The organism is Streptomyces sp. NPDC102279 (assembly GCF_044766365.1).
Lineage (GTDB): Bacteria > Actinomycetota > Actinomycetes > Streptomycetales > Streptomycetaceae > Streptomyces.
The window spans coordinates 179,257-196,080 of sequence record NZ_JBIWLU010000012.1 but is presented as its reverse complement, the minus strand read 5'-3'; the positions used below and the strand labels follow the sequence as shown (position 1 = coordinate 196,080).

Sequence of the window (16,824 nt, the reverse complement as noted above, 5' to 3'; positions counted from 1 at the left end):
ACGGGTCGGACAGGAGTTACGTCAACGGGACGCACCCGCGCTCAGCGGTCACCGACGTGCTCGTCGGCGACAGCGCCGCCCCGCCGCCTGCCCACCCGACCGCCGCGACAGGCGTGCTGTCACGAGGTTCGGGGGTGGCGGAACCGGCCGGCCCACCCGAGGGAGGACCGTGCTCAGCCCACCTGAGGAGTGGGCGCGGCCGGACGGGGTGCGAGCGCGCGTACGCGCTCGGGCCATCGCATGCCGTTGACCTGGCCCGGCTCGTCGCCGATGACGTAGCGCACGCGGCGCCCGTGGACCCGGCGGGCGGGGGCCCGGCAGCCGCGCGGACGGCAGCCGCGGGCCAGCCGCGCGTAGGGGTCGCGAGCCGCGGAGGCGGCGGGGAGTACCGCGCCGGACGGCACACGGGGCCGCCCGGTACCGACGAGGTGCCCGTCCGGCGTGACGGCCGGGAGGGAGCCTCCGTCGACCGTGCGCGGTACGGGCGATCCGGCGCGGGGCCGGACGGGACCGCCGGACCGGTCCGACGGGGCCGACCCCGCGCACACCGCGACGCCGTCGGGGCGTGAGCCCGGACGGGGTGCGGCGGGGGCGAGGGTCGGGGTGGTCACCGGAGGGTCAGTCCCGTCCGTGCCGCAGCGCCGGGTGGGCGCCGGCGGCGACGAGGTCGGAGACGGCGGACTTCGGGTCGCGGCCGGTGACGAGGGACTCGCCGACCAGGACCGCGTCGGCGCCCGCGTTGGCGTACGCGATGAGGTCGTGCGGGCCGCGGACACCGGACTCGGCGATCTTGACGAGTTCGTCCGGGATCTCGGGGGCGAGGCGCTCGAAGGTGGTGCGGTCGACCTTCAGCGTCTTGAGGTTGCGCGCGTTGACACCGATGATCTTCGCTCCGGCGTCCACCGCGCGCTCGACCTCGTCCTCGTCGTGCACCTCGACCAGCGGGGTGAGCCCGATGGACTCGGCCCGCTCGATGAGGGACTCCAGGGCGGGCTGGTCGAGGGCCGCGACGATGAGCAGCGCCAGGTCGGCGCCGTACGCGCGGGCCTCCCAGAGCTGGTACGACGTGACGATGAAGTCCTTGCGCAGGACCGGGATGTCCACGCGGGCGCGGACGGCCTCCAGGTCGGCGAGCGAACCGCCGAAGCGGCGCTGTTCGGTGAGGACGGAGATGACGGCCGCGCCACCCGCCTCGTAGTCGGCCGCCAGGGCCGCCGGGTCGGCGATCGCGGCGAGCGCGCCCTTGGAGGGGCTGGACCGCTTCACCTCGCAGATGACCTTGACGCTGTCACCTCGCAGGGCGGCTACGCCGTCCTTGGCCGCAGGAGCCTTCGCCGCGCGCTCCTTGAGCTCGTCGAGGCTGACGCGCGCCTGCCGCTCCGCGAGGTCGGCACGGACTCCGTCGATGATCTCGTCGAGCACACTCACGCGAGCGGCCCCCTTCCCTGCGGTGGACGGTTGAAGCGGTGGATCAGCCGACCCGGGTTCACCGTCGCTGACGGAAAAGTGGGTCACTGCGATGGTATCCGGAGGAAGGCGTAGCCCTCGCATCCGGTTGACGCCGGTCCCACTACCTGGACATTTGTCATTTGATCAAGGATGCAACCAGCCGCCGAAGGGCAGGTTCCGGACAACCGTGAAGACCAGCACCAATGCGCCCACGGTCCACAGGTGGACCGGTCCGAGGTCGAGCCCGGCCGGCCGGCCACGCACGACACGGATCACCCAGAAGGCCCACACGACGGCGAAGACGAGGTAGCCGGCGACGGCGAGCGCGTTGTCCGTGAGCGCCGCGGCGACGTCTCCGTGGACGAAGGCGTGCGCGCTGCGCAGACCGCCGCAGCCGGGGCAGTACACGCCGGTGAGGCGCAGCAGCGGGCAGACCGGGTAGTGCCCGGGCTGGTTGGGGTCGACGGCACCGACGTAGGCGAAGGCACCGGCGACGGCCGCGAGCATCCCGGCCGGCACGGCGAGCCTCCGCAGGACCGCGCGGGCGCCCGTCCCCGTGGAGGTGCCCGCGGGGGCCGCCGGAGCGGGGACGGTGTGCGCCCCCGCGGCGGGACCGGTGTGGGGCTGCGTGCCGGACGGGCTCCAGGGGCCGGGGCCCCCGGTCTGCGTCACCCTCTGGGATTCGGCGTTCACCCGACGCATTCTGCCCCGCGCGCGAGGCGGACGCTCGCCCGGTTCGCGAAAGGCGGCCCCGGCGGATGTGCCGGGACCGCCTTTCGACGTGGACCTTCGGGGATCAGGCGTCGGCGCTCGCGGTCTCCCGGGCGCGCGCGACCTGCGGGGAGGAGGCCTTCGGCTGGCCCAGGCCCATGCTCCGCATGACCATGCCGACGACGCCACCGAGGACGACGACGACCAGGCCGGCCCAGAAGCCCAGCGGGTCGGCCGTCACCATGAAGGCACCCGCGATGCAGAAGCCGATGAAGGCGATGATGACACCGGTCCAGGCGGCCGGGGTGTGACCGTGGCTGCTGCCCGCCATGACTTGCTCCTCGTTGCTGTATGCGTGTGTGAGTCGGACGCTCGTCGTCCATTGTCCCGTACGGACGGGTCTGCCGTGAGCGGGGGGGTCGCCCGTCGCGCGTCGGTCCGGCCGGGTCGGGACGTCCGGCCCGGGGCGTTCGACCGGGCGAGGTGGGGACGCAGGTCCTCACGGGCCGGGACTCAGGTCCCGGCGGGGTCCGGGCCTGTGGGGTCCTCGCCGCGGTCGAGGGCCTTCCAGAGCTCCTCGGGGCGGTCCGGGTCCACCGGCTTCGCCTTGCGGGGCCGGGGAGTGCCGTCGCGCTCGTAGCGGCCGGACATGGCGGGCCACAGCCGTCCGTAGCGCACGGCGAGAAGGCCGGCCAGCAGGATCAGCGCGCCGCCCGCCGCGGCCACGTACGGCCAGGCGGTGTGGCTGAGTCCGGCCGCGGTGGCGGCGGTGTTGCCGGAGGCGGCGGCGGCCTGCTCGTCGAGGGCGGAGGTGTCGCCCGCGCCGAGGACGGCCGCCACGACCGTGCCCGCGCCGGAGAGCGCGAGCAGCACGGAGACCAGCAGGCGGCCGGAGCGGCGGACGGCGAAGACGGCGACCAGCGCGGCGAGGCCGACTATCGCGAGCGCCGCGGGCACACCCGTGACGTCGCTGCCCGTCGCGGTCAGCGGAAAGGCGCCGCCGGCCACGGTCGCGGTTCCCTCCGCCCAGCTCTGCCGGGTGGACAGCAGGGCCACGGTCGCGCCGAGCGCACCGCTCAGCAGGGCCACGCCAAGGCTGCGGCGGCCGGACCGGGAGGGTCCCGCGGCTTCGGATCGGGGGTGAGGTACAGCAGTCACGTGGTCCACTATCGCCTGAACCCGGGTCGAACCGTCACCCGGGGCTCACGTGACCCTCGTCCTATTGCCCGCACCGGTACGTCCCCGCGGGCGCCCGGACGTCCCTCAACTGGCCGCGGTCCGACCGCTCCAGGGATCGGTCCCGGACGGTCGGGGGCCGCCGGAGCTGCGTGGAGAGCAGGTCGAGGGGCCGCAGGGCGGGCAAGAGCACAGGGCCGGGCGGGTGGGTGGGCGAGCCGTCGGGGCCGGGCCGGCCCGGACCCGAGGCAACGACGTCCGGGGCGCCGGACCGGCGGGCGCGGACACGGGGCCAGGTGGGCGGGACGAACCATCGACCCACGCCGGGCCGACCGCCGGCCCGCCACTCGGTGACGGCCGGCCCTCGCTCCGCCTTCCAGGCCCTGGGCGGGACGGGACGGAGCTGGAGCGGCCGGGGTCAGCCGCCGAGGCGGTTCGCCGTGTGGACCGCTCGGAGCACCGCCGCCGCCTTGTTGCGGCACTCCTCGTCCTCCGCCTCCGGGACCGAGTCGGCGACGATGCCGGCGCCGGCCTGCACGTACGCCGTGCCGTCGCGCAGCAGGGCCGTGCGGATGGCGATGGCGGTGTCGGAGTCGCCCGCGAAGTCCAGGTAGCCGACGCAGCCGCCGTACAACCCGCGCCGGGAGGGCTCCAGTTCGTCGATGATCTGCATCGCGCGCGGCTTCGGCGCGCCGGACAGGGTGCCGGCGGGGAAGCAGGCGGTGAGCACGTCGAACGCGGTACGGCCGGCGGCGACGCGGCCGGTCACCGTGGAGACGATGTGCATCACGTGCGAGTACCGCTCGATGGACATGAAGTCGACGACCTCGACGGAGCCCGGCCGGCAGACGCGTCCCAGGTCGTTGCGCCCGAGGTCGACGAGCATGAGGTGCTCGGCGCGCTCCTTGGGGTCGGCGATCAGCTCGTCGGCGAGGGCCTGGTCCTCCTGGACGGTGGCGCCGCGCGGCCGGGTGCCCGCGATGGGGTGCACCATCGCCTGCCCGTCCTCGACCTTGACGAGGGCCTCCGGGGAGGAACCGACGACGTCGAAACCGTCGAAGCGGAACAGGTACATGTACGGGGAGGGGTTGGTCGCCCGCAGCACGCGGTAGACGTCCAACGCGCTGGCCGTGCACGGCGTTTCGAAGCGCTGGGAGGGGACGACCTGGAAGGCCTCGCCGGCCCGGATGCGCTCCTTGACGTCCTCGACGGCCGCCCGGAAGTCGGGGCCGCCCCAGAGAGCGGTGTACTCCGGCAGTTCGGAGGGCGGGAGCGCGGCGGGCGGCTGGGAGACCGCGCGCGAGAGGTCGGCCTCCATGGCGTCGAGGCGGGCGACGGCGTCCGCGTAGGCCTCGTCGACGCCCGTGTCGAGGTCGTTGTGGTTGATGGCGTTGGCGATGAGCTGGACCGAGCCGTCCCAGTGGTCGAGGACGGCCAGGTCGCTGGTGAGCAGCATGGTCAGCTCGGGCAGCTTCAGGTCGTCGCGCTCGCCGGGCCCGATCTTCTCCAGGCGGCGCACGATGTCGTAGCCCAGATAGCCGACCATGCCGCCGGTGAACGGGGGCAGGCCCTCGCCGTGCGGGGTGTGCAGCGCCTCGATGGTGGCGCGCAGCGCGGCGAGCGGGTCACCGTCCACGGGGACGCCGACCGGCGGGGTGCCGAGCCAGTGCGCCTGTCCGTCCCGCTCCGTGAGGGTCGCGGCGGAGCGGACGCCGACGAAGGAGTAGCGGGACCAGGACAGGGAGGTGCGGCCGTTCTCCGCGGATTCGAGCAGGAACGTGCCGGGGCGCTCGGCGGCCAGCTTGCGGTAGAGCGCGACCGGCGTGTCGCCGTCCGCGAGCAGCTTGCGGCTGACGGGGATGACACGGCGGTCGGTGGCCAGCTTGCGGAACGTCTCGAGGTCCATGGCGGCTGACCTTACTGATCCCGGGCCGGTACACCGGAATCGCCGGTCGCTGGTGCCGTCCCGGCGTCCTTCAGCAGCGCGTCGGCGTCGAAGCAGGTGCGGTCGCCGGTGTGGCAGGCGGCGCCCACCTGGTCGACGCGCACGAGCACGGTGTCGGCGTCGCAGTCCAGGGACACGGACTTCACGTGCTGGACGTGGCCGGAGGTGTCGCCCTTGACCCAGTACTCCTGGCGGCTGCGCGACCAGTAGGTGCAGCGGCCCGTGGTGAGGGTGCGATGCAGCGCCTCGTCGTCCATCCAGCCCAGCATCAGCACCTCACCGGTGTCGTACTGCTGGGCGATGGCGGGGACGAGTCCGTCGGTGCCTCGCTTGAGGCGGGCGGCGATCTCGGGGTCGAGGCTGCTGGGCGGAGGCGTGCTGGTCATGGGTGCCATTGTGCCGCGCCCGGCGGACGTACCCGCCCGTTGTCCACAGGCCGGACCCGTTGGCCGTGCCCGGGGCGGGCCTGGCCGGATCCGCCCCGTTCTCCACTGGGCGGACCGGCCACCCGGTCGTAGGCTGGCTGGCATGTCGACCCATGCGAAGCGTGAACGACTCCTTCTCGCCGACCTGTTGGAAGCCGTGGGCCCGGAGGCCCCGACCCTCTGTGAGGGCTGGAACTCCCGGGATCTCGCGGCCCACGTGGTGGTCCGCGAGCGCCGCCCCGACGCGGCGGGCGGCCTCCTCGTCAAGCAGCTCGCCCCCCGCCTCGACCGGGTGATGGCGGAGTTCGCCACGAAGCCGTACGAGGAACTGATCCGGCTGGTCCGCACGGGCCCGCCGCGGTTCTCGCCGTTCTCCCTGAAGCAGATCGACGAGGCGTCGAACGTGGTCGAGTTCTACGTCCACACCGAGGACGTGCGGCGGGCGCAGCCCGGCTGGACTGCGCGCCCGCTGGACGCGGTGTTCCAGGAGGCCCTCTGGTCGCGCCTGGAGCGCACGGCCCGGCTGATGGGCCGCGGCACCCCGACGGGCGTGGTTCTGCGCCGTCCGAACGGTCAGACGACGGTGCTGAACAAGAACACGCCGGTCGTGACGGTGACCGGCGAGCCCTCCGAGCTGCTGATGTTCGCGTTCGGCCGCCAGGCTGTCGCGGACGTCGAGCTGGACGGCGACAAGGAGGCGATCACCAGGCTTCAGGAAGGGAAGCCGCTCGGGATCTGAGGACACCGGGTCGCCCGGCGCCTTCGGCCGGCATCGTTCGAAGGCCGCCGGCTGTCGGGCTCCGGGCCCGTTCCGTCGCGAACGGTCAGCGGGGCAGCTCGGCCCGCCGCAGGTCCCGGACGCAGAGAGCGACGACCCCGCCGAGTCCGCACACGACGGCGCTGGCGACGAAGACGGGTCCGGTGCCCCACCAGCCGATCGCGGCGGCGGTCAGCGGCATGCTGAGCGGGGCGAGGCCCAGGCTGACGATGCCCGCGACGGCGGTGACCCGGCCCAGGTAGGCGGGGTCGGACTGCGTCTGCAGGAGTGCTCCGCACAGGGCGCCGCTGAGTCCGGCGAGCAGTCCGATGGCGAGGGCGACACCGACGGCCGCGCCGACGCCCGGCACGTAGGCGAGCGCGCCGATTGCGACGGAGCCGCCCAGGAGGGCCGCGGCGCCCGCGCTCCCGGCGCGCGGGAGCGTGCCGCGCCAGGCCAGCAGCAGCGCGGCGGCTCCCGCACCGGCGCCGAAGGCGGCGACGACGAGGCCCATGCCGGACGCGCCCCACCCCCGCTGGTCGGCGAGCAGGGCCAGCCCCACGTTCAGGGGGCCCACGAAGCCGAGGTCGCCGAGGGCGATGGCGACGATGAGCGGGGCGAGGACGCGGTGGCCACGGATGTAGCGCAGTCCGTCGCGCAGATCGCGCCAGGCGGTGGCGCGGGCGGGCCGCTCCGGCGCGACGGCCGCGCCGTCCCGGCCGTCGGGCACGCGCACGTGTGTGCCCGATTCGTCCCCGCGCGCGGGGACGCCTCCCGGGTCCCCGGGCGCGCCGTCGACGACGGCCGACGCGGGCTCCCGCATCCGTACGGAGATCAGCAGCGGCACCGACACCGCGATGAGCAGGCCGGCGAGCGCGAAGGCCGTCGCCGAGCCGCCGAGTGCCACGCCGAGTCCGCCGAGGGGCGCGCCCAGCACGTTGGCGAAGCGGACGGCGAGGCCGCGCATGCCCTGGACCCTGGCGAGCTGGTCCCGGCCGGTGACCCGGGCGGGCAGGGCACCCACGGCGGGCATGAACACGGCGTCGACGATGCCGAAGACCACGGCGAGCAGAGCCAGCAGCCAGAGCCCGGGACTGGCCACGAAGAGCAGCGCGGCGACGGTCAGGACGGCCGCGCACCGCACCGCGTCGCTGCCGATGACCACCCTGCGCGGCCCGAACCGGTCGGCGACCACTCCTCCGCCCAGCATCAGCAGGGCCCGTGGCACGGCGCTGACGGCCATCACGAGCCCCGCCTGCGACGGCGTGCCGGACTGGACGGCCGCCCAGGACAGGGCGATGTAGAAGACGTTGTCGCCGATCATCGAGGCCGCGTAGGCGCCGAGCCAGCGCAGTACGTTGCCGTCGCGGTGGGCGGGTCTGCCGGGGGCGTGGGCGACGGGCGGTATGACGGTCGTGGTCACGGACCGGGTCCTCTCGGAGTCAGGCGCGGAACGGGAAGCCGTACGTGTGCAGCGCGACGTTCTCGCGCCCTTCGGTGTCGCCGGCCGCCTCGTCCGCGCGGCCCTTCTCGTCGTACTTCCTGATGACGGTGAGCAACTCCTTGTTGAGCTCGGCCAGTTCGCCCGGGGTCAGGCGCAGGTTCGACTCGGAGTCGGACGCGGCGCTGCCCCACTCGGCGCCCCAGGCGTGCCGCTCGTCCAGAAAGCGCCGGTAGAGGTCGGCCCGCTGGTCGACGAGGAGCCGGGCGAAGGCGGTGTGGGCGGCGGCCTTCTCCGGGGCGCTCCGGAAGTCCTCGTCGTGGACGCTCACGCCTTCCGAGGCCGCCTGCCACCAGCGCTCGCGGCCGTCTCCGCTGCGCGGTTCGGCCTCCTCGATCAGCCCGTGCTCGGCGAGCTTGCGCAGGTGATAGCTGACCAGCGACGGCGCCTCGTCGACCTGCTCGCCGAGCTGGGACGCGGTGGCCGCGCCCGCGACGTGCAGGGCGCGGTACAGCTGCATGCGGAGCGGGTGGGCGATCGCCTTGAGCGTCCCCATGTCGCTGATGCGCCGGTCTTCCTTGCGTGTCATGTCTTCCACCGTAGATGTGAAAGAAAAGTTGCGCAACAAAAATTGCGCAACTTCCCTTTCGCATCCACCGCTTCTCTCACGTGTTCACCGGCGAGCCGCCGCCTCCCACGAAAGAGCCCCGGCCGCCGAAGCGACCGGGGCTTCCCCCACCACGGGGCGACAAGAGCCGCTCAGGGGTCGAGCAGCGTGTGCGCGGCCAGCGCCAGGGACAGTTCCACCACGTCCGCGGGGCGGGTCAGCGAGCGGCCGGTGAGCTGCTCGCAGCGGCGCAGCCGGTTCAGGACCGTGTTGCGGTGGCAGTAGAGCCGTCCGGCGGCCCGCTGGGCGGAACCGTCGCAGGCGAGCCAGGCCGTGAGGGTGTCCAGCATGATGTCCCGGTCGGACAGGTCGAGCCGCAGCAGCGGCCCGAGGACCCGCTCGGAGAGCGCGGCGCCGAGCGCCGGGGCGGAGACGACGAGCGCGGCGGGCAGGTGTTCCTCCAGTACGACGGTGCCGCCGGACCGGGGGCAGGCCCGCAGGGCGGTGTCCGCGAGACGACGGGCGTCACCGATCGCCGCGAGGCCCTCCACCACCGGGCTGATCCCGATCCGGGCCACGGGCGGGGCGGTCAGCCGGCGGGCGATCTCCCCGGCGTCCACGTCGAGTCCGTACGCCCACGGACGCCCCTCACCCCGTCCGTCGCCGCCGTCGTCGGCAGCGGTGGCGCCCGGGGTGCGCTCCTCCGCGCCGTAGTCCGGCCCGGTGCCGGTGTCGAGGAGCCCGGTCTCGTGACCGTGACCGGGTCCGTCCCCGTCGTGGGGGTGGCCGCCGAGCAGGACGATGCCGTAGCTGCCCGCGCCGTCCCGGTCACGGTCGCGGTACCAGAGCACCCGCAGGCCGGAGAGGTGCACCTGGCTCCGCGCCTCGGCGAACGCCCGGCCTGCGGGCAGCCGGGCCAGGACGACCGCGTACCTCCCCTGCTCGGGGAGGCCGAGGGCGGCCGCGGTGGCGGGCAGGTCGGCGATCCGGGCGGTGCCGTCGAGCAGCGCCGCCGTCATCAGCCGCAGCCGGTTCTCCCGCCGCCACATCAGCTCGCGCTCGGTCTGCCGGTAGGCGTCGGCCACCACGGCGCAGTGGTCGTCGACGAAGTTCCAGACGTCGGCGGCGACATGCACGAGCAGGCGGGCGTCGGCGGGATGGCGGCGGGTCGTCTCGTCGACGAGTTCCTGCCAGATCATGCCGCCGCCGAGGCGGAAGGCGCGCAGCAGCGCGTCGAGCGGGAGCCCTCGTTCGGCCCGCGCCCTGCCGATGGCCCACGAGCAGCGCTGGGCGTCCTCGCGCAGCTCACCGGGCCGGATCAGGGAGCCGACGTTGAGCCGCAACGAACGCTGCACCTCGTCGCGCACGCCGTCCACGTCGGCCTCCATGGCCGTGCGGTAGGCGGGTTCACGCTCCCTCAGCAGCGTCATCAGGCGTTCCGTCAGCTCGGGCAGCCCCGCCATGAGTGCCCGGGCGGCGCGGTGCAGGACCGAGAGGGCCTCCGCGTCGACGGCGGAGCGTGCGGCCGGTACCAGGGGCCGCCGTCCGGGCAGGGGCCGGCCGTGGGCGGGTACGAGGTGCTGCATCGCTGTCCTCCACCGGAGTCGGCTCGGTCCGGCCGGTCCCGGGGGCCGACGCGCGGCACACGGGTGCTCCGGACCTCCTGATCCCGCAGGATGACATACCGCCCAGTCGGTACCTAGGGGTGTGCGGTGGTCTTCTCCGCGCGGTCCACCCAGCGGGAGAGCTCGACGCGGGAGCGGACCCCCAGGGCGGCGAAGACATTCCGCAGGTGATGGTCCACCGTGCGGGGGCTCACCGACAGGCGCAGCGCCACTTCACGGTTGGTGGCTCCCTCCGCCACACAGCGAGCGATCCGCAGCTGCTGGGGCGTCAGGAGAGCGAGCGGGCCGGCCGGTTCGGCGGGGGACGCGTCACCGGTGGCGCGCAGTTCCGCCCTCGTCTGCGCGGCCCAGCCGAGCGCGCCGCCCCGCTCGAAGGACACCAGCGCGTCCCGCAGGCGCCCGCGGGCCTCCCCCGGTCTGCGCCGCCGTCTCAGCCAGGCGCCGTAGAGGAGTTGGGTCCGGCCGCGTTCGAAGTCGCCGACGACCTCCTCGTGGTGGGCGAGCGCGGCGGTGAACAGCGGCTCGCATCCGTCGTCGTCACTCAACAGCGCCCGGCAGCGGGCCAGTTGCGCCGGTGCCTGCGGATCGGCGCCCTGCGCGGTCCAGTGCGTGAACTCGGCCACCGCCGACCGGGCGGCCTCCTCCTGGCCGGTGCGGGCCGCCGCCTCCACGAAGCAGGGGACCGCGAGCATCCGTATGGCGAAGTGGCCGTGGCGCGGTCCGGCGCCCACCAGCGGGCCGAGCCGCGCGGCGGCCTCAGGGAGCCGGCCGCGGGCCAGATCTGCACGCGCCCGCGCCCATTGGGACAGGGTGGCGGCCTGCGCGAGACCGTGCGGCGCGGCCATGCGCTCGGCGGCGGACGCGTGCTCCGCGACGGCCTCCTGGGACCCCTCGACGGACGCCACCAGCGCGAGGATCGCGTGATGGTGAGCCGCCAGGTTGCTCTGCCCGGCGGCGAGGGCGGTGCGCAGGCCGTCCTCGGCGTGGGCGCGGGCCCGCGCGTGCCGGCCCGCGCGCAGTTCCCCGTACGCGAGGCGCTCCAGGGCCTGGGCGACCAGGATGTACGGTCCGCGGGCCCTGGCGACGGCGAGCGCGCGGGAGTTGGCCCGGCAGGCGGCGGAGAGGTCACCGGCGACGAGCGCCGCTCCCCCCGCCAGCAGCAGGGACTCGGGGCCGTCGACGATCCCGGCGGCCCCCGTCGCGGCGACCACCTCCCGCAACCGCCGCCGTCCGGTGTCCAGCCGGCCGTGCATGACCGCGGACATCCCCGCCCGGTACGCGGCGACGCGGCCGTCGGTCTCCGGCTGCCCGGGGGCGCGGTCCGGCTCCTCGGGATCAGCCGCCCCCGGGACGGGGTTCACGGCATCGGATCCGCGCTGTCCGGGCCCGCGGTCCAGGGCCTCCAGGCAGGCCACCGCGTCACCCATCGCCCAGGCGGCCTCCATCGCGGCGAGCCGGGCGGCGAGGGCGCGGGCCGGGTCGGCCGCCAGCAACTCGGCCGCCAGCAGCAGCACTTCGCGGGCGTCGGCGACGGGGCCGTCCTGGAGGCCGAGCTGCCCGTGCACCAGCTGGGCCGCTCCCCGGACCGCGTCGGGCGCCCCCTCGTACCCGGCCCGCGCGAGCAACTCCCGTGCCCGGCCGGGCAGTCCGGCGAGCCGGGCCTGCTCCGCCGCGTCGATGAGCCCGAGGGCGCACCCGCTCTCGTCGGTGCGGTCGGCGGTACCGGCGGCGTCCGCGCCTGCGAAACCCCTGCTGTCGGCCGGTCCGGTTTCGACTCTCCCGGCGGGGCGGGCAGGTTCAGCGATGTCCGTACGCCGGTCGTCGGCCGGGAGGACGTTCGACGGTTCGCCGGGACGGGTGGGTCCGGCGGCGGACTGCGGTGCGGGAAACGGGAGTTCGGCGGCCGTCGGTGCGCGCCCCGGTCCCCCACCGGCGCCCGGCCGTGCGCGGGACCGTGGGGTGTCCTGCGGGGCGGGGTCGTATACGGCCGTGACTGCGCGCGGGTCGAGCGGCGGCACCCGGCGTTCCGCACCGTCCGGACGGACCCGGCTCTCCGGGGTCTCGGGACGGCGCGCGAGCGGTCCGGTGCCGTCGTGCGGTCCGGTGCCGTCGTCGTCGACGCGGCGGGGCGGCTCAGGAGTGGTCGCGGCGGCCCCGGGTGCCATGGCGCCCGGCAGCGTGGGTGGCTCCACCGAGCATCCGGGAGGGTCCGGGCGGCCGGGGTCGCGGCTCCGGCCCGGTTCGCGCGCCGCCCCTCGCGGAGGCGGCGGTAAGGCGCTCCGGCCCGTTGTCCGGAGTGGACTTCGCGCAGTCGCGTTTCCCGTCACGACCGCCACGTTACTTCCGCGTAAACGAAGGCGGAAGACCCGCGTTCACTTGACCGGGCGGCCCCGGAAACCCTGTGTGACCAGGACGGACAGGGCCCCGGCGGGGTGCCGGATGGGCCGGCTCCCAGGCCCGGGGCGCAAGGCTTGTGCACCGGCACAAGTGCCGCCGTACACAGGCTCCGTGGCGGTTGCGCCCCGTCCCGAGGCGGACGCGGACGCTGGTGACGGCCACCGGTTCCGGTGGCCGTCACCAGCGCACGGGGTCGTGCGGGTCGAGGTCAGGAGGTGTGCGGGCAGTTGCCCCGGTACTCGGCGATCGTGAGGGACGCCTGCGGCAGCGGGCACAGGAACTGCTCGTAGCGGGTGTCGTTGTCGATGAACCGCTTCAGCCACGAAATGCTGTACTTCGCGATCGTGGTGTTCGAGCTGTTGGGCGTGAAGTGGGTGGCGCCCCGCAGCTCCAGGTACGCCTTGTCGAGGGTGCTCGGCAGGCTCTGGTAGAAGGGCTCGGAGTGCGTGGCCACCGGCGCGATCGTGTCACCGTCGGCGCCCACGACCAGGGTCGGCGTCTTGATCTCCGGCCAGGTGGTGTCGAGGTTCCAGCCGGTGAGCGGGATGGCCGCCTGGAGCGAGGGACGGCTCTTCGCGGCCTCCAGCGTGCCGCCGCCGCCCATGGAGTGGCCCATCACGCCGAGCCGGGTGCTGTCGATCCGGGTCCGCACGGAACTGCTCTGGGTGAGGTAGTCGAGGCCGGCGAGCAACTGCCGCCCGCGGCTGTCCGGTTGGTCGAGGGTGGTCAGGGTGTCGATGGTGAACACCACGAAGCCCTGGGAGGCGAGCCGCGGCCCGAGCCAGGAGATGGACGACTGGTACGCGGTGTAGCCGGGTGCGATGACGACCGCGCCGAAGGTCCCGTCGCTCGTCGAGGTCGGGTAGTAGATGGTGCCGCCGCCGAAGCCGGACACCGACAGCGAGGACACGCTGGTCTGCGAGACGGCGTACGACCCGCGGCTCGCCTCGATACTGGCCGTCGTGGGGGCGGGGCCGCGCTCGTAGGGGTTCGCGGCGGCCTGCGCCGAGACGACCGGTTCTCCGGCGGCCTGCGCTCCGGTGGCCTGGGCGGCGACGAGTCCGCCCGCGGCCAGGAGCGCCGCGAGGCCGGCCCGCACCAGACGGCTCGTGAGCCGGTGCGGTCGGCGTCCGGACGGGGCGGGGCCGCCGGGTGCGGCGGGGAGTGCGCGGTTCTGCTGCACGGTGGGTGCATCCTCTCGGTGAGGGACGACGGACCCGCGCCGCGCCCACGGCGTTGCCGGGGCATGGGTGTCGGATGGCACACGCCGAGGTGCGGCGGGGTCCGTCTCGGTGGTTGCGGTGGCAACTGTCCGGCCCTCAACCGCCTGCGCACATCGGCAGAATCACCGGCCTTGGCTTGCACCGGGCCGCACCCGCCCGGCCGGGCAGCGGCGACTCCCCGCCCGCTCTCCCCGGCCGGACGGGCACACGCCACGCCGGGCGGCGGCCGGATCGGGCCCCACGCCCGAAGGCGTCACCCCCGGTGAGCCACGGCCCCCGGACGCGGTACGAGAACGGCCCGCACCCGGCAGCGAGTGCTGCTCGGGTGCGGGCCGTCGACGTCGTGCCGGCTCCGGCGTGCGAGTCCTAGCGGACGGGGTGTCCGGCCTCCCGCAGGGTCTCCTTGACCTCGCCGATCCGCAGATCCCCGAAGTGGAAGACGGACGCCGCCAGTACCGCGTCGGCGCCCGCACCGACGGCGGGCGGGAAGTGGCCGAGCCGTCCGGCGCCGCCGCTGGCGATCAGCGGAACGGTGACGTGCTTGCGTACGGCCTCGATCATCTCGATGTCGTAGCCGTCCTTCGTGCCGTCCGCGTCCATCGAGTTGAGCAGGATCTCGCCCGCGCCCAGCTCGGCGGCCCGGTGGGCCCACTCGACGGCGTCGATGCCGGTGCCCTGACGGCCGCCGTGCGTGGTGACCTCGAACGAACCGCTCTCGGTCCTGCGCGCGTCCACGGAGAGCACCAGCACCTGGCGGCCGAACCGCTCCGCGATCTCGCGGATCAGGTCGGGCCGGGCGATCGCGGCCGTGTTGACGCCCACCTTGTCGGCGCCGGCCCGCAGCAGCTTGTCGACGTCCTCGGCGGTGCGGACACCGCCGCCGACCGTCAGCGGGATGAAGACCTGCTCGGCGGTGCGGCGCACCACGTCGTACGTGGTCTCGCGGTTGCCCGAGGACGCGGTGATGTCCAGGAACGTCAGCTCGTCGGCGCCCTCGGCGTCGTACACCTTGGCCATCTCGACCGGGTCGCCCGCGTCGCGCAGGTTCTGGAAGTTGACGCCCTTGACGACCCGGCCGTTGTCCACGTCCAGGCAGGGGATGACCCGAACCGCCAGGCTCACGAGGCCTCCTCGTCCACCGGACCGCCCGAACGGAACGCCTCCACCTCGACCTCGACGACCAGGCGCGAGTCCACGAACCCGGACACGATGATCATCGACGCGGCGGGGCGGACGGCGTCGAACAGCTCCTTGTGGGCGCGGCCGACATCCTCCACGTCCCGGGCGTGCGTGATGTACATGCGCGTACGGACGACGTCCTCCTGGCCGAGGCCGAGCTGCTCCAGCGCCGCGAAGGCGACGTTGAAGGAGGTGATCGCCTGGTCGTACGGGCCGCCCTCGGTGATCTCCCCGTCGGCCACCGACGTGCAGCCGGAGACCAGCACCAGACCGTTCGGCAGCTCCACCGCGCGGGAGTAGCCGAAGGCGTCCTCCCAGGGCGCACCGGTGTTCACCCGGCGTACGGCGCTCACGCGGTCACCGCTTCCAGTGCCTCTTCGAGGGTGAACGCCTTGGCGTACAGCGCCTTGCCGACGATGGAGCCCTCGACGCCCAGCGGCACCAGCTCGGCGATGGCGCGCAGGTCGTCCAGCGAGGACACCCCGCCGGAGGCGACCACCGGGCGGTCGGTGGCGGCGCACACGGTCCGCAGCAGCTCCAGGTTGGGTCCCTGGAGCGTGCCGTCCTTGGCGATGTCCGTCACCACGTAGCGGGCGCAGCCCTCGGAGTTGAGGCGCTCCAGCGTCTCGTAGAGGTCGCCGCCGTCGCGGGTCCAGCCGCGGCCGCGCAGGGTCGTGCCGCGGACGTCGAGGCCGACCGCGATCTTGTCGCCGTGCTCCGCGATGACCTTGGCGACCCACTCGGGGGTCTCCAGGGCGGCGGTGCCGAGGTTCACGCGGGTGCATCCGGTGGCCAGGGCGGCCGCCAGGGAGGCGTCGTCGCGGATGCCGCCGGACAGCTCGACCTTGATGTCCATCGCGCGGGTGACCTCGGAGATGAGGTCGCGGTTGTCGCCGGTGCCGAACGCGGCGTCCAGGTCGACGAGGTGCAGCCACTCGGCGCCCGCGCTCTGCCAGGCGAGCGCCGCCTCCAGCGGGGAGCCGTACGAGGTCTCGGTCCCGGACTCGCCGTGCACGAGACGGACGGCCTGGCCGTCGCGCACGTCGACGGCGGGGAGGAGTTCGAGCTTGCTCACAGTGTTCCGATCCAGTTGGTGAGGAGCTGGGCTCCGGCGTCGCCGGACTTCTCGGGGTGGAACTGGGTGGCCCACAGGGCGCCGTTCTCGACGGCCGCCACGAACGGCTTGCCGTGCGTGGACCAGCTCACCAGGGGCGGGCGCATCAGCGGGTTGCCGACCTCCAGGGACCAGTCGTGGACCGCGTAGGAGTGGACGAAGTAGAAGCGGGCGTCGGCGTCGAGCCCCGCGAAGAGCCGGGAGTCCGCCGGGGTGTCCACGGTGTTCCATCCCATGTGGGGCACGACGTCGGCCTGCAACGGTCCGACGGTGCCCGGCCACTCGTCGAGGCCCTCGGTCTCCACGCCGTGCTCGATCCCCCGCGTGAAGAGGATCTGCATGCCGACGCAGATGCCCATCACCGGGCGTCCGCCGGCCAGCCGGCGGCCGATGATCCAGTCGCCGCGGGCCTCCTTGAGGCCCTGCATGCAGGCGGCGAAAGCACCGACGCCGGGCACCAGGAGTCCGTCCGCGTTCATCGCGGTGTCGAAGTCACGCGTTATCTCCACCTCGGCCCCGGCGCGGGCCAGGGCGCGCTCGGCGGAACGCACGTTGCCGAAGCCGTAGTCGAAGACGACGACCTTCTTGGCGGGTGCGCTCACGCCCACACCTCCAGCCGGATGACGCCCGCGACGAGGCACATCGCGGCACCGATGGAGAGCAGCACGATGAGGCTCTTGGGCATCTGCTGCTTGACGAAGGAGTAGATGCCGCCCAGGAGGAACAGGCCGACGACGATGAGAATGCTGGAGAGGCCGGTCACAGTGTCATTCCG

General features: G+C 74.2%; 18 protein-coding genes. 1 reads left to right on the top strand and 17 read right to left on the bottom strand.

All coding sequences use genetic code 11. The features are described 5' to 3' along the window. Positions 1-173 precede the first annotated feature (173 nt). The 7 genes from trpM to hisI all read right to left on the bottom strand — a co-directional run bounded on the left by trpM (position 174) and on the right by hisI (position 5,667). A complete protein-coding gene (gene trpM / locus ACIRQH_RS29845) occupies positions 174-404 on the bottom strand; it encodes a tryptophan biosynthesis modulator TrpM (RefSeq protein ID WP_388875369.1) in 231 nt (76 codons plus the stop codon). A 214-nt stretch (positions 405-618) separates the two neighbouring features. Further along, on the bottom strand, positions 619-1,428 hold the full coding sequence (gene trpC, locus ACIRQH_RS29840) for an indole-3-glycerol phosphate synthase TrpC (RefSeq protein ID WP_358816980.1): 810 nt from the start codon (positions 1,426-1,428) through the stop codon (positions 619-621). A gap of 165 nt (positions 1,429-1,593) precedes the next feature. Next, on the bottom strand, positions 1,594-2,151 hold the full coding sequence (locus tag ACIRQH_RS29835) for a DUF2752 domain-containing protein (protein WP_388875256.1): 558 nt from the start codon (positions 2,149-2,151) through the stop codon (positions 1,594-1,596). A 94-nt stretch (positions 2,152-2,245) separates the two neighbouring features. Further along, entirely contained in the window at positions 2,246-2,491 is a 246-nt protein-coding gene (locus tag ACIRQH_RS29830; RefSeq protein ID WP_358816978.1) for an HGxxPAAW family protein, read from the bottom strand. A gap of 182 nt (positions 2,492-2,673) precedes the next feature. Continuing rightward, on the bottom strand, positions 2,674-3,327 hold the full coding sequence (locus ACIRQH_RS29825) for a TIGR02234 family membrane protein (protein WP_404227746.1): 654 nt from the start codon (positions 3,325-3,327) through the stop codon (positions 2,674-2,676). A 427-nt stretch (positions 3,328-3,754) separates the two neighbouring features. Beyond that, positions 3,755-5,242: an anthranilate synthase component I gene (locus tag ACIRQH_RS29820; RefSeq protein WP_388875260.1), complete on the bottom strand. Its 1,488-nt coding sequence runs from the start codon at positions 5,240-5,242 to the stop codon at positions 3,755-3,757. A gap of 11 nt (positions 5,243-5,253) precedes the next feature. Beyond that, entirely contained in the window at positions 5,254-5,667 is a 414-nt protein-coding gene (hisI, locus tag ACIRQH_RS29815; RefSeq protein WP_388875263.1) for a phosphoribosyl-AMP cyclohydrolase, read from the bottom strand. A gap of 142 nt (positions 5,668-5,809) precedes the next feature. Between hisI and ACIRQH_RS29810 the strand changes: the two genes are divergently transcribed. Continuing rightward, positions 5,810-6,445, top strand: coding sequence for a TIGR03085 family metal-binding protein (locus tag ACIRQH_RS29810; RefSeq protein ID WP_358820405.1), 636 nt, complete (start codon positions 5,810-5,812; stop codon positions 6,443-6,445). Between the two features lie 85 nt (positions 6,446-6,530). Here ACIRQH_RS29810 and ACIRQH_RS29805 read toward each other — a convergent pair whose 3' ends face one another. From ACIRQH_RS29805 to ACIRQH_RS29760, 10 genes are all read right to left on the bottom strand, one after another. Then, the gene (locus ACIRQH_RS29805) at positions 6,531-7,886 is read right to left on the bottom strand and encodes an MFS transporter (protein WP_404227742.1); all 1,356 of its coding nucleotides are present in this window, start codon (positions 7,884-7,886) and stop codon (positions 6,531-6,533) included. 19 nt (positions 7,887-7,905) lie between these two features. Next, positions 7,906-8,493, bottom strand: a complete 588-nt coding sequence (locus tag ACIRQH_RS29800; protein ID WP_404227740.1) for an ArsR/SmtB family transcription factor — start codon at positions 8,491-8,493, stop codon at positions 7,906-7,908. A 170-nt stretch (positions 8,494-8,663) separates the two neighbouring features. Next, positions 8,664-10,097: a PucR family transcriptional regulator gene (locus tag ACIRQH_RS29795; RefSeq protein ID WP_404227737.1), complete on the bottom strand. Its 1,434-nt coding sequence runs from the start codon at positions 10,095-10,097 to the stop codon at positions 8,664-8,666. A 113-nt stretch (positions 10,098-10,210) separates the two neighbouring features. Beyond that, a complete protein-coding gene (locus tag ACIRQH_RS29790) occupies positions 10,211-12,328 on the bottom strand; it encodes a LuxR C-terminal-related transcriptional regulator (RefSeq protein ID WP_404227734.1) in 2,118 nt (705 codons plus the stop codon). A gap of 413 nt (positions 12,329-12,741) precedes the next feature. After that, positions 12,742-13,716, bottom strand: a complete 975-nt coding sequence (locus ACIRQH_RS29785) for an alpha/beta hydrolase family protein (RefSeq protein WP_388875278.1) — start codon at positions 13,714-13,716, stop codon at positions 12,742-12,744. A 406-nt stretch (positions 13,717-14,122) separates the two neighbouring features. After that, on the bottom strand, positions 14,123-14,878 hold the full coding sequence (hisF, locus tag ACIRQH_RS29780; RefSeq protein ID WP_388875281.1) for an imidazole glycerol phosphate synthase subunit HisF: 756 nt from the start codon (positions 14,876-14,878) through the stop codon (positions 14,123-14,125). Beyond that, positions 14,875-15,288, bottom strand: a complete 414-nt coding sequence (locus tag ACIRQH_RS29775) for a RidA family protein (protein WP_404227730.1) — start codon at positions 15,286-15,288, stop codon at positions 14,875-14,877. The genes hisF and ACIRQH_RS29775 overlap by 4 nt, the downstream gene beginning before the upstream one ends. After that, complete coding sequence (gene priA, locus ACIRQH_RS29770; RefSeq protein ID WP_358820411.1) at positions 15,285-16,010, bottom strand: bifunctional 1-(5-phosphoribosyl)-5-((5-phosphoribosylamino)methylideneamino)imidazole-4-carboxamide isomerase/phosphoribosylanthranilate isomerase PriA; 726 nt, start codon at positions 16,008-16,010, stop codon at positions 15,285-15,287. The genes ACIRQH_RS29775 and priA overlap by 4 nt, the downstream gene beginning before the upstream one ends. Continuing rightward, entirely contained in the window at positions 16,007-16,651 is a 645-nt protein-coding gene (gene hisH, locus ACIRQH_RS29765) for an imidazole glycerol phosphate synthase subunit HisH (RefSeq protein ID WP_388875285.1), read from the bottom strand. The genes priA and hisH overlap by 4 nt, the downstream gene beginning before the upstream one ends. Then, positions 16,648-16,812 (bottom strand): hypothetical protein, encoded by a 165-nt coding sequence (locus tag ACIRQH_RS29760; RefSeq protein ID WP_358820413.1) that lies wholly within the window; start codon positions 16,810-16,812, stop codon positions 16,648-16,650. The genes hisH and ACIRQH_RS29760 overlap by 4 nt, the downstream gene beginning before the upstream one ends. Between the last annotated feature and the right edge of the window lie 12 nt (positions 16,813-16,824).